13 protein-coding genes are annotated in these 12,497 nt (G+C 58.4%); 8 read left to right on the top strand and 5 right to left on the bottom strand.

The features are described from left to right. Window positions 1-57 precede the first annotated feature (57 nt). On the top strand, window positions 58-879 hold the full coding sequence (gene trpC, locus WA411_RS04425) for an indole-3-glycerol phosphate synthase TrpC (RefSeq protein WP_136630034.1): 822 nt from the start codon (window positions 58-60) through the stop codon (window positions 877-879). A 153-nt stretch (window positions 880-1,032) separates the two neighbouring features. Here the strand turns inward: trpC and WA411_RS04420 are convergent, their stop codons facing one another. The 4 genes from WA411_RS04420 to WA411_RS04405 form a co-directional block, all read right to left on the bottom strand. Next, window positions 1,033-1,644: a DUF4202 domain-containing protein gene (locus WA411_RS04420; protein WP_136630033.1), complete on the bottom strand. Its 612-nt coding sequence runs from the start codon at window positions 1,642-1,644 to the stop codon at window positions 1,033-1,035. A gap of 25 nt (window positions 1,645-1,669) precedes the next feature. Continuing rightward, window positions 1,670-2,287: a glutathione S-transferase family protein gene (locus tag WA411_RS04415; RefSeq protein WP_291904436.1), complete on the bottom strand. Its 618-nt coding sequence runs from the start codon at window positions 2,285-2,287 to the stop codon at window positions 1,670-1,672. Between the two features lie 91 nt (window positions 2,288-2,378). After that, complete coding sequence (locus tag WA411_RS04410) at window positions 2,379-3,113, bottom strand: alpha/beta fold hydrolase (RefSeq protein WP_136630031.1); 735 nt, start codon at window positions 3,111-3,113, stop codon at window positions 2,379-2,381. A gap of 41 nt (window positions 3,114-3,154) precedes the next feature. Further along, entirely contained in the window at window positions 3,155-4,255 is a 1,101-nt protein-coding gene (locus WA411_RS04405; RefSeq protein ID WP_291904438.1) for a M14 family zinc carboxypeptidase, read from the bottom strand. Window positions 4,256-4,554: 299 nt separating this feature from the next. Between WA411_RS04405 and WA411_RS04400 the strand changes: the two genes are divergently transcribed. From WA411_RS04400 to WA411_RS04385, 4 genes are all read left to right on the top strand, one after another. Then, window positions 4,555-5,520, top strand: coding sequence for an ABC transporter substrate-binding protein (locus WA411_RS04400; protein ID WP_291904440.1), 966 nt, complete (start codon window positions 4,555-4,557; stop codon window positions 5,518-5,520). A gap of 96 nt (window positions 5,521-5,616) precedes the next feature. Continuing rightward, window positions 5,617-6,651, top strand: coding sequence for an ABC transporter permease (locus WA411_RS04395; protein WP_222465497.1), 1,035 nt, complete (start codon window positions 5,617-5,619; stop codon window positions 6,649-6,651). A gap of 10 nt (window positions 6,652-6,661) precedes the next feature. Beyond that, window positions 6,662-7,720, top strand: coding sequence for a quaternary amine ABC transporter ATP-binding protein (locus WA411_RS04390; protein ID WP_069182103.1), 1,059 nt, complete (start codon window positions 6,662-6,664; stop codon window positions 7,718-7,720). 71 nt (window positions 7,721-7,791) lie between these two features. Continuing rightward, window positions 7,792-8,634 (top strand): substrate-binding periplasmic protein, encoded by an 843-nt coding sequence (locus WA411_RS04385; RefSeq protein WP_291904444.1) that lies wholly within the window; start codon window positions 7,792-7,794, stop codon window positions 8,632-8,634. On the opposite strand, the gene WA411_RS04380 is transcribed toward WA411_RS04385, so the two are convergent. Beyond that, complete coding sequence (locus WA411_RS04380) at window positions 8,610-9,584, bottom strand: META domain-containing protein (protein WP_291904446.1); 975 nt, start codon at window positions 9,582-9,584, stop codon at window positions 8,610-8,612. The genes WA411_RS04385 and WA411_RS04380 overlap by 25 nt on opposite strands. A 139-nt stretch (window positions 9,585-9,723) precedes the next feature. Between WA411_RS04380 and WA411_RS04375 the strand changes: the two genes are divergently transcribed. From WA411_RS04375 to WA411_RS04365, 3 genes are all read left to right on the top strand, one after another. Then, window positions 9,724-10,470, top strand: a complete 747-nt coding sequence (locus tag WA411_RS04375) for a glutathione S-transferase family protein (RefSeq protein WP_291904448.1) — start codon at window positions 9,724-9,726, stop codon at window positions 10,468-10,470. A gap of 108 nt (window positions 10,471-10,578) precedes the next feature. Continuing rightward, window positions 10,579-11,565, top strand: a complete 987-nt coding sequence (locus tag WA411_RS04370) for a sterol desaturase family protein (RefSeq protein WP_288367965.1) — start codon at window positions 10,579-10,581, stop codon at window positions 11,563-11,565. Further along, window positions 11,525-12,490 carry an alpha/beta hydrolase gene (locus tag WA411_RS04365; RefSeq protein ID WP_291904452.1) on the top strand — a complete coding sequence of 322 codons (966 nt, stop codon included), beginning with the start codon at window positions 11,525-11,527 and terminating at the stop codon, window positions 12,488-12,490. Before WA411_RS04370 ends, WA411_RS04365 begins: the two co-directional genes overlap by 41 nt. Window positions 12,491-12,497 lie beyond the last annotated feature (7 nt).

Raw genomic sequence — 12,497 nt, 5'->3', positions numbered from 1 at the left:
AGACAGTTTTGGAAGCTCCCTCCGCTCCGACTCTCGCTAACTTTGTACAGGCCCGTTATGACTGAACGACATTTGGACAAGACTCCCACCATTCTTCGCAAGATCGTTGACCGTAAGTGGGAAGAAATTGACGAGCGGAAACCAAAAGTTTCGCTTGCTGACCTTAAGGCCATGGCTGGGGATCAACCGGCAGCCAGAGGTTTTGCCAACGCTTTGCGCAGCCGGATTGAACAGCAGACTCCCGCTGTTATCGCCGAGATCAAGAAAGCCTCACCAAGCAAAGGTATTTTGCGGGATCCGTTCGAGCCGGCAGTGATCGCCGAGAGCTATGAAAACGGCGGAGCGGCCTGCCTGTCCGTGCTCACCGATCACGACTTCTTCCAAGGGCATGAGGATTATCTGGTTGCCGCCCGCAATGCCTGCAGTCTGCCGGTAATCCGCAAGGATTTCATGGTGGCGCCCTACCAGGTCTACGAAAGCCGGGCCATAGGCGCCGACTGCATCCTCCTGATTGCAGCCTGCCTGACCAAAGACCAGATGCAGGAGTTAGAAGGCATTGCCCATGAGATTGGCCTGGATGTGTTAGTCGAAGTGCACGATGGTGAGGAACTGGACGATGCGTTGACGCTGACGACGCCTCTGGTCGGCATCAACAACCGCAATCTGCACACCTTTGATGTGTCTCTGGACACCACGTTTGATCTGCATGAGCGTATCTCCCAGGACCGGCTGACAATTACCGAAAGCGGCATCATGACGCGCAGCGACGTAGAAGCGATGACTGCTCGCGGGATTTACGGTTTCCTTGTGGGGGAATCATTTATGCGGGCGGAAGAGCCCGGTCAGAAACTCCAAGAATTGTTTTTTCCAGAAGGCTAACTCACAAGTTTGAACAGTTCAGCGGGTACGACCTGCCAAAATCGTGCGGAGCCATGGATGGCGGAGCCGAGCGTACAGGGAGGTATTCACAGCGTATTTTGGCAGGTCGTACCCGCTGGACTGTGCACAAAAGTACGCAGCAGGCAATTGATACTAGGCTTCGGCCAAAGCCTCCTGCAAAAGTTCCAGAAGATGCGCCGGCATGCCCTCGGCCAGCTTGAGTGCTGCCTCGTGCCCACGGGGCGACATCTTGCCCCAGGTCCGGCGGACAATGCGTAACCACTTTTCCCGGTCGTAGTCCGCCTTTTCCTCATAGAAATCCGCGAAGTACTTCTCCAGGAACACCATGCAGGCCACGTCCTCCAAGAGTTGCGTATCGGCATCCTGCCTTAGCTCCCGCTTGGTAAGAATGGTCTCCACCCGCTCACACTCCTCCTGCGGATAACCGCACTCCGCCATGATCTCCGCCGCCCGCCGGCCATGCATCCGGCCACAGGCCTGGCGCCATTGATAATAGGCTTTACGGCCTTCCGGATAGTCCTTCCGGGGCATGGTCCAGCGCTCAATGTGCTGGGCCCGGCAGGCGATCTGCATGCGTTCGGAAGGGTCGGATTCAAGCTCGAACAGCCAGCGGGTCATGTGCAGGCTGTAAGCGTATTCCTTCGGCAGGTGTTCGTCGCCAAAGGGTTCCAGGTTGGGATCGGCCTGGTTTGCTGTGTCGATCGCCGCCAGCGCGCACTGGAGTCTTGAATCCATTGTGGTCATTTACGTCTCTCTTTCGCTTACGACCTCAGGCCTGGGCCGAGGGGCGGGCCTTGATTCGGTCGTACCAGGCCTGCAGATTGGTCTGCTCCGGCTGGATCCGGATACCTACTACTCGGGCAAAGGCCACTGTTGTGAAGGCGTTGATATCAGCAGCTGTAAATCGATCGCAGCAGATGTATTCCTTGCCCTCCAGTTGTTTGTCGAGGAAATGCATGAACTTCTCGACACTCTTGCCGCACTCTTCTCCCCACTCCTTGATCGGGTTCATCCGGTCCTTGAAGTAGCCGGTGGTGTGCTGGAAGCACATGCCGGTAGGCATGAAGAAGAACAGCTCAATCCACCGCAGCCATTGCTCAAGCTGCGCCTTTTCGAGCGGAGTATCACCGAGAAGGCTCGGTGTATCCGGGTAGCTTTCCTCGAAATAACGGCAGATGGCCATGGTCTCGGCGATGCAGGTGCCGTCATCGAGCTCCATTACCGGCACTTTCTTCATCGGGTTTCGAGCAACAAATTCGGGGGTCAGGTTTTCACCCTTCTGCAGGTCGATTTCGATGAATTCGGCCGTGTCCAGCAACCCCTTCTCAGCCATGAACATACGGACACGACGCGGGTTGGGGGCGGTTTTGGTTTCGAAGATTTTCATTATTATGGGCTCCGTTCCTTATCAATGACGGCTTTGGCGGTTCAAAACGAGAAGACTGACGGGAAAGAAGAGTTGCGTCAAGCAACCGGCGTTACCGGGGCAGCCAGTTGCGGAGCTGCTGGATAATCCACTCCGGGTCGTCCAGCGGGAGATCATGCCCGGCATCAGGATGCAGTTTCATGGTCCATTGCCAGCGTTCTTCCAGCGCGGCACTGCAGCGCCAGTGAACAATGCGATCACCCCGACTGGCCAGCAAAAGAGCGTCTGGCATCGGTCGTTTTTCATCAGGCTTGTAGCGAGCGGCCGCCGTCAACTGGTTGAGGGCGTTCCGGGGATTGACAGGGCGTCGTCGCTGAATGCTGTACCACTGCTTTGCCAGTGACAATGGGACCTCTCGATTGGAAGTAAGTCTGAGGATGTCCCGCTCGCGATCAAACAGCTCCCTGCGCCCCAGGAGTCGTAGCACCCGAGGCCAGGCGCCCGGCCGCATGCGCTGCCAGGGTGGACTGAAACCCGAACTGGTATTGATCAGCACCAGGTTCTGAATCTGACCCTCGGGGACATGCTGGGCCCAATCAAGGGCCACCATGCCGCCCATCGAGAGTGCCAGGACGCTGAAGGGTCCGGGAATATGGCTGACCTGCCTGGAGACCTTCTGCCGGATAGCGGCCACGGTTGACGGGCTGTTTTCCAGATAGTGCACTCCCGTTCCGGGCAGATCGACCGTATGGAAAAGTTGATCGGGAAACGCCTCACGCAGACGGGACGGAAAGTTTCCCCAGTGCGCGTGTTCCCGCGTCAGCCCCCGCAACAGAATCCAGTGCATACAAGTGTTCCGTTTGATGAGTGCCCGGGCCCACCGAATCGCTAATTCGAATCGCGATACCAGTGCATGATCGCGGCCTCTCTCAGCATGGACTCCTCTTCGCGAACCGGCAACCAGTTCTCATGGCTGGCCGCGGCGTTAACCAGAAAATCCAGCCAGGCCAGGTGGCTGCGTAAAACCCGCTTGTGGCGATGGGGAACCAGGGGGTTGAAAAAACCATCCAGTCGAAGCAACTGGCGCGGACGCTTGCGGATCCATCGCCAGGACCCCATTTCCAGGGTGAGAGGCAGAAAAACACCGGCATTTTCACGATTGACCTGCTTGTAGAAGTAGTCCCACAAATCACCGTGTGTCAGGTAATGTCGGGATTGGGGCTCAAACCGGTAATCGTGGTTGGGATACGCCTGCTCCCAGATCAGTTTCAGCGCCATAACCGAAGCAATCCGGCGCATCGGTCGCCGCCGGTAGGCATAAGGAAACCAGATCTGATCCTGCATACCGAAACCGGAATGACAGTCCAGCGCCACGCTAAACGGTCGGCCGGGCAATAATTCCTCTATCACGGCCTCCAGCGCCTGGTTTTCAGGCTCCATGCCCTGCTCCGGATCGCCGGTGTACCACGGCAGGCGGGGGGAGATGCGCTGCCCCCCGAGCAGGAACGCACTGCGGTCCTGGGCAGTAATCGGCGCGTTGCGCATCAGATCCACACCATTGGGATTGCTGCGCTGATTCAGGTACATGCCGCCCGGATTGAGAATCGGCAACAGGGTAATGCGTACTTTCTGCAGTAGCCCGGCCAGATGCTCGTCCCAGGTTACCCGGGCGAGCAGCGACTTCAGCCACGCCATCACCACCTGACTGCCAATGCGCTCCAGCCCATGCACGCCCCCCACAATCAATACCGCCGGCACATCCGCTCGGGATGAGCCGATATCGACCCGGTAGATGGGTAGCGACAAATCCTTCAGGGCAATGCGCTCAACCACTCGCGTGGCTACGAGTTCCGGTGCTTCTGCCAGCAGACGTTCAAGACCGATCAGCTCCGGGAGAAAGGTTCGTAACAGTCTCCGCTGGCGACCATCACGGCTGCCCTGCTCCTGGGTAATCGACGTGTGAGGCGTCAGGTCGCGCAGCTCTGTCATGGCAATCTCCGGTATCAGTTCCGCGGAGTGTAGCCGCTGATTGCTACAGCTTATTGACAGCTATCGGAACGCATAATCTGTCTGATTTATAGATACATTTGGAATACGCCCTTGTAACTAAGCTGAGGTTCGTTATCCTAATATTAGGTATTAACCGAGATGTTCTGATTTGTTCGACCATAACAGCGACCATAAAACGGCTGTTCTCCCGATCCGTCCGGATCGCGGCACCCCTGTATCGGAACTAACACCGACCACACCCTTCAAAAATCACAAACCCTGAAGAAGGAGAAGTGACTATGCGAAAGCTACAGTCTGCTGCACTGCTTTGCGCGCTATCCGTACCCGTCGCCGCCCAGGCTGATTGCGGCGAAGTATCCATCACCGAAATGGGCTGGGCATCCAACACGGTCGTCACCAACGTGGCCACCTTTATCATGGAGCAGGGTTACGGCTGTGACGTCACCATTGTCCCTTCCGATACCGTCCCGGCTGTCACCTCGGTTGCCGAGAATGGCGAGCCCGACATCGTCACCGAGCTGTGGCTCAACTCCGCGGGCGAGGCCTACCTGCGCCTTGAAGAGCAGGGCAAGGTCGAGCGCCTCGGCAAAGTCCTGGATCCGGGCGGCGTTGAAGGCTGGTGGATTCCGACTTACCTTGCGGAAGAGCACCCGGAACTGAAAACCATCGAAGGCGTGATGGCTAATCCCGAGCTCGTTGGTGGCCGGTTCAACAACTGCCCGGACGGCTGGGGCTGCCGTGTTGTCAGTGACAACCTGATCCGCGCCCTGGATCTGGAAGAGTCCGGCATTGAGGTATTCAACCATGGTTCCGGCGAGACCCTCGCATCCTCCATGGCGTCTGCTGTCCAGAATGAGGAACCCTGGTTCGGCTACTACTGGGGCCCCACCGTTCCTCTCGGCAAGTACGACATGACCCGGGTTGACCTGGGCGAGATCAAACCGGACGTGCACCAGAAAAACCAGACACCGGATGTCGATAACCCGGGTGTTTCAGACTTCCCTGCGGCCACAATCCTGACGTCAGTAACCACTGACTTCAAAGACCGCGAGCCGGAAGTGGCCGAGATGCTCAGCAAGCTGACCTTCAAAACCGAGACCATGAGCGGCATTCTGGCCTGGATGGACGCGAACAATGCCTCCGGCGAAGAAGCTGCGGTTTATTACCTCAGCAACAACAGCGACGAGTGGTCAACCTGGCTTAACGACTCCGCCCGTGAGCGTCTGGCCAACGTTCTCAACTGATTGACCTGCCCCTCCCGGGGCATCCTCAGGGATGCCCCGGGCCGTTTCCCGAAAACCGTTCTGATTGCAGACGTGCGCAGGAGAGACTGACCGCCCATGGCAACCTACGACCCCCTTTTTTCATCGCTTGGCCTTGAGCAATGGTGCTCGGAAGGTCAGAGCAGCGGCCCGATGTCGATGGCCGATCTGCTGAACAAAACCAAGGGAGAGAGCGCCGAGCCGGCCTCTGTGTGGGAACTCCCGTTTCCGTCCATGGACGCCCTGAACGAATCCTGTGCCGCTTTCCCCCAGTCCAGGGAGCTTACCAAGGGCCTGGAACAGGGCTTTCTGGCCATCAAGGACAGCCTGAGCCTGGTTCTGGACCCGCTTACCCAACCGCTTAGCTGGTTCCTCGACGGCGCGCTGTACGCCATGCTCAATACCCCCTGGTGGATCGTGATTCCACTGTTATTGGCGGTTGTTTACCTGGTCACCAAATCCTGGAAACTGGTGCTGTTCGTCGGCGGCAGTATCGTGCTGCTGGCATTTATCGACCATTATGATTACGCCATGCAAACCCTTGCGATCATCTTTGTATGCGCCTTCCTGTGCGTATTACTGGGTGTTCCCATAGGCATTGCCATGGCGCGAAGCAACCCCCTGCAGCGCATGATCGTGCCGATTCTGGACATGCTGCAGACACTGCCACCCTTCGTATACCTGATCCCGCTGATCTTCCTGTTCAGTGTCACCGAATCGAAGCTTTACGGTATCGCCATCATCCTCTACGCCATCGTTCCGGTGATCCGGCTGACGAATCTGGGCATCCGCCTGGTGGATAAAGACGTGATTGAGGCTGCAGACGCCTTTGGCATGACGCCCCGACAGAAGCTCTACAAGGTGCAGATCCCGTTGGCGCTGCCCAACATCATGGCCGGGGTCAACCAGACCATCATGATGAGTCTTGCCATGGTCGTCATCGCATCCCTGGTATCGGCGCCCGGGCTTGGCGTTCTGGTCCTTCGGGGTATCCGCAACCTGGAACTGGGTGTTGGCCTGGTATCCGGCCTTGGCATCGTTATCCTGGCGGTTATTCTCGACCGGGTAACCAAGGCGTCCCTGGCACGAATCAACGTCTCCCAGAAGCAGTGAGGAACGCCCCATGGCAAAAGACATCAAGATTTCGATCCGAAACCTTTACAAGATCTTCGGCCCGACCCCGGATGTTGCCCTGGAGCACGTTCGCAAGGGCATGGGCAAAGCCGAGTTGCTGGAACAGCAGCGACACGTCCTCGGCCTTCGGGATATCAACGTCGACATGCATGATGGCGAGATCACCGTAATCATGGGCCTGTCCGGCTCCGGGAAATCCACTCTGATCCGCCACCTGAACCGGCTGATCGACCCCACCGCTGGCGAAATCCATGTCGACGGTGAAGACATCATGAGCTACACCGAGGAGCAGCTTCGAAAGCTGCGTCGTGAGCGGATGTCGATGGTATTCCAGAAGTTTGCACTGCTGCCCCACAAAACCGTGCTCGAGAACGCCGGCATGGCCAAGGACATTCGCGGCTACACAACCGCGGATTTTGAGGCCGATGCCCGGAAATGGCTCGCGCGGGTTGGCCTGGAAGGCAATGAATACCAGTATCCTCACCAGTTGTCCGGTGGCATGCAGCAGCGCGTGGGTATCGCCCGGGCCCTGGTGTCCGATGCCCCGATCATGCTGATGGACGAAGCCTTCTCGGCACTGGACCCGCTGATTCGCTCCGACATGCAGGATCTGTTACTGGAGCTGCAGGAAGAGTTGCAGAAAACCATCGTATTTATCACCCACGATCTGGATGAAGCCCTGAAGCTGGCGGACCACCTGGTCATTCTGAAAGACGGTGAGGTGGTACAACAGGGGGATCCCCAGGAGATTCTGCTCAATCCCGGCGACCCCTACATTGTCGACTTCATCAGCGATATCAACCGGGCGCGGGTGCTCAGGGTTCGTTCTGTGATGAGCCCGCCGGACGACGCTGACTCAGAGTTTGCCGGCGATATCTCGGAAAAAGACAATCTTGAGTCGATTCTGCTGAAATCGGATGGTGACATGTCCCTGAATTTCCGGGTTGTGCGGGACGGGCAGCACGTTGGCACCCTGCACATGAAGGATCTGGCCAAGGCGCTCGTGCCAACCGCGGCATCTGCCGAACGGGACAAAACCGCGGCCTAGCATTACAAAACGACATCCAGGGTCTATGCTTCAGGGAAAGCCGACGGTATCGGCATCCCGGTTTTATTACCATGGCAAAAACCCTGGCTCTTTTCATTGCGTTCTTTCTTGTCGCCTGCTCGCAGCCAGAGGACCCGCCACCACTGGTTCCTGAAACAGCAGCAAAGGTAACGAAGACCGCTCCCGCGGCACCAGCACCCTCAAATCCGCGCCAGCGCGTTGTCATCGCCGCCGATCCGTGGTGCCCCCATAATTGTGAGGCCGGTTCCGAGCACGAAGGCTACATGATCGATATCGCCAGGGAAGCGTTCAGCCTGGCAGGTATCGATGTGGAGTATGTCAACATGAGTTGGGCTCGGGCCCTGCAACAGGCCAGGGACGGCTATATTGACGCTGTTGTCGGGGCCCTTCCGGGGGACGCACCGGACTTTGTATTCCCGGACGCCGCAACCGGCTACTCAACGATTGCGCTTTACACCCACCCGGACAACGATTGGCAGTACGGTGGCATAGAGTCGCTCAGCGAGCTCACACTGCTTGCAATCAATGGCTATGCCTATTCGCCGGTATTGAACCGATATATCGAGCGCCACCAGGATGACCCGGAACGGGTCTGGATACTGTCGGGCCCGGCGCCACTCAGCAGGGCGATTGAACTCCTGCATCAGCAGCGGTCTGACGTATTCCCGGAGGATCGGTACGTAATGAATTGGCAGTTGCAGCAGGAAGGCGACACCGAGAGCCTGAGAATGGCTGCGGTAATCCACGAGTCACCGATCTACGTGGCGTTTTCACCGGTCGGCCGTGATTCCACCCAGCTCGCAGCACTCCTGTCTGAAGGGGCAAGAGCACTGCAAAGGAGCGGGCGGGTATCAGAGATCCTGGCTCGCTACGGCGTATCGTGGTCGGACTGAAACGCCTTGATTGTCTTGCCGTCGGCCGTCGACAGAAGCAGCTCACCATGTTTCCCGATACGCACTGAACTCACCTGATCCAGCAGGCTGAGGAACCGATCCTCCTGGTTCATCAGCGCGGGCGCGCAGGCCATGCGGGTCGATGCGACAGGTCCGACTGCGATGCCCTCGCCTCTAAGCTGGTAGCTGCCGGTGTACCGGTTGCATGAGGCTCGACCGGCCATCCGGTTGTCCTCAAGAAACTCGATGGTGATCCGCGACCGATCGATGATGCCGGCGCCAGCAAGATCCTCGACAACCCACACCGCACCGCGCAAGAGCCGTTGCCGATCCCCGCCACACCCGGTGTATTCATCATCGCCGACCGTCAGGCGCACCTGTGCCGGGTATTGCGCTCCGGACATACTGTCTTCGCAAAGCTGCCGGGCCACCGTGAGCGTGATGGGCAGGTCATCCAGTGTTGCCGTAAATTCCCGCCCATGGCGGTTGGCTGTTTTCACTTCAACCGGAACACGGCGGGTGCCCTGTTCCTCGAAAGGGCGTGTTAACAAAAGCTCGCCGCCCTCAATCGTCGCGTGCCAGAAAGGCTCATTGCCCCTCGCCTCGAATGGCATTTCCAGATCACCTGGCTGCAGGCACTCCGGGTAAGTCTGCCCACGTATGGTCAGGGTCGCTTTTTCACCTTTGTTCCAGAAACGGGTCTGGTCATCACCCGGGGCAACATACAAGGCCCCCGACGCGCTCACTTCCGGCTTGAGCAAAATCCGCCGATCCAGATAGTCCACACTGATCAGATCGCTGTTCTCGCTCCCGGATACCGCGATATCAAGTTGCCCGCAGGCATAGCTTCCGGAAACCGGCTGACTGGTTTCGGGTAGAGAAGAGCAGGCGAAAAGAGCAAGGCCCGAGGCCGTAACGACGGACAACATCAATACTCGTCGTGAGTGCATGGTCAGTTCCCTTGTAGGCATGTTTTCGGGCTACATTCTAGAACCCAACGACTGGCGAGGCCACCGCGAGTATTCGACGAGGCTTCTTCTCGCGCCTCACCGACAGTATGCTAGAACGCTGAACCGAGGAGACAAGCCCATGGCACTGAAACTGTACCAATTTGCCATTTCCCACTACTGCGAGAAAATTCGCTGGGCCCTGGAATACAAGGAGCTGAACTACGAAACGGTAAACCTGCTGCCCGGACAGCATGTAAAAACCATCCGGAAGCTGACCGGCCAGGCTTCTTCGGTCCCGGTGCTGGAGCACGATGGTCAGGTGGTCCAGGGCTCGGCGGCCATCCTGGATTACCTGGATCAGGCCTTTCCCGAGCATTCCCTGACACCGGAGGATCCGGACCTTCGCGAGCAGGCGCTGGCCTGGGAACGGCGACTGGACGAAGAAGCGGGCCCCGCCATTCGCTGCTACTCCTACCACCACTTCCTGCAGCGACCCAAAATCGTAGTGCCCATGCTGGCTGCCGGCACGCCCTTCTATAACAGGATTCTGCTCAGCCTGGCGTTCAGCCGGGTTGATGAAGTGATGCGTCAGTGGATGAAGATCAACGAGAAAACTTCAGAAAAATCCAGGCAGGTCATGGAGGATCTTCTCACTGAGCTGGCAGCGATCTATGCCGAGCGCCCGTTCCTGGTTGGCAATCAGTTCACCCGCGCCGACCTCACGGCCGCCGCCCTGTTTGCACCCATGTTCCAGCCAGCGCAGTACCCGGTTCCCTGGCCGAAACCTGCCCGGATTCCCAAAGACATCAAGACCTGGCTGGACCAGTGGCAACCTCAGATCCGGGCTCTGGAGAAAGTCTACAGTGATAATCGCCGGCCAGACTGAATCGGATCCTGTCGGAAATCGCCAGCCAATCTGGCGTGAACCGACATTCCGTTGGCCCAGCTGCGTGCGAGAATGGTCCTGTTACCAATGGAACCCGGCAGGAATTCGATGGCTCTGACCGACATGATGCTGGCCGTACTGGAAGAAAGCGGCCTGCTTGCCCTCTGGAAGGCGGCCTCTCCCTGGCTGGCGCTGGATGAACGGCAGCTGATCTTTGTGATCGCCACCCCCGTCTTCGTGGCCGTTACACTTTGGGAATACCTGAAGATTCGCCACGATCCGCGGCTGATGGATAGCCGTGAAGCGATTCGGAACTTCGCCCTGGGTGCCGGCTATCAGGTTACCGAGCTGCTCTTCGCCGGGCTGATTGCGTTTCCTGTCTACGCCCTGTGCTATCACTATCGGCTATTTGACCTGGAGCTGAACGGGTTCACGGTCCTGCTGACCTTTGTGGGCGTGGATTTCTGTTTCTACTGGATGCACCGGGCCAGTCACAGGGTACGCTGGTTCTGGGCCGCCCATGTGGTGCACCACTCCTCCGAGCGGATGAACTTCTCCACCGCCATGCGCCAGAATGCCACCAACATTTTCAACGGCATGTGGATTTTCTATCTACCCCTGGCACTGCTGGGGCTCAACCCTGTCTGGATCGGTGTGGCCTATGCACTGTCACTGGTGTACCAGTTCTTCATTCACACCACACTGGTCGGGAAGCTGCCCCGCTGGCTTGAACTTGTTTTCAACACCCCGAGTCACCACCGGGTTCATCATGGCCGCAACCCCGGCTACATCGACCGGAATTACGGCGGCACCCTGATCCTGTGGGACAGGTTGTTCGGCACCTTTGTTGACGAAGACGCCCAGCATCCGCCCGAGTATGGCATCACTCGGCCCGTCCGCTCCAACAACCTGATCGTGCTCTGGACCCACGAATACGTGGACCTGTTCCGCGACATGGCACAGCCAGGCGGATTATTGTCTCGCCTCACCCACCTATGGAAACCGCCGGAGTGGCAACGCCCGGCCACAGTGAAAAATAACAAGGAAACGGGCCGTGACAATCAACGAACATCCCCTGACGCTGAACGCCGGTGATGACCACACGATAACCGGGACAGTCTTTACCCCGGCGACACCAGGCGCCATTCTCATCATCAGCCATGGCATGGCCGAACACGGCGACCGTTACCAACCACTGGCCCACTGGCTTGGCGAAAACGGCATTGCGGTCATCACCTACCACCACCGCGGCCATGGTCGGAGTTGCCCTCCCGAGAGCCTGGGACACTATTCCGACCAGGGTGGCTGGGCCTGTGTGCTTGCCGACCTGCACCTGGTTGTTCAACACGCCCGCGCGCAATTCCCGCGGCTGCCAGTCAACCTGCTGGGCCACAGCATGGGTTCCTTTATCGCCCAGGCCTATGCCCAGACCCATGGCGACCAGCTGGACGCCCTGATTCTCAGCGCCACCAACCGGATTGACCGGGGCCATCTCGTGGCGTCCAGGACCCTGATCGGCCTGATTCGACTGGTTCGTGGCAAGCGGCACCGCAGCGGTCTGGTGGCCCGAATGACCTTTGAGCAGTTCAATCGCAAGTTCCGCCCGAACCGAACCGGGGCCGACTGGCTCAGCCGCGATCCGGACCAGGTGGACCTCTACGTTGCCGACCCTCTGTGCGGATTCGATTGCACGGTTGGCCTCTGGTGGGACTTTATTGGTGGTATGCTAGCGCTTGCGCCGTCTGCCTTCCGGAAAGATCTTCCCGTGCACCTGTTTTCCGGCACCGCGGATGCGGTTGGTGAGATGGGGCGTGGCGTACGCCGACATTTCCAGACAATCCGCGAAGCGGGGGTGGAGCATGTGACCCTGCGATTGTTTGAAGGCGGGCGTCATGAGATGCTCAACGAAACCAACCGGGAGGAGGTCTGGGAGTATCTCCGGTCCCTGTGCCTGACCTCGGAGTCGCCGTGGACGTCAGAGCAACCAGGGATGTCACTCCCGGACACTTGCCATCAATGATTGAACG

Source organism: Marinobacter sp. CH_CUG1437-1, from assembly GCF_037029655.1.
Classification (GTDB): domain Bacteria; phylum Pseudomonadota; class Gammaproteobacteria; order Pseudomonadales; family Oleiphilaceae; genus Marinobacter; species Marinobacter salsuginis.
The sequence above is the reverse complement of the archived record's forward strand: the minus strand, read 5'-3'. Positions and strand labels throughout refer to the sequence as shown.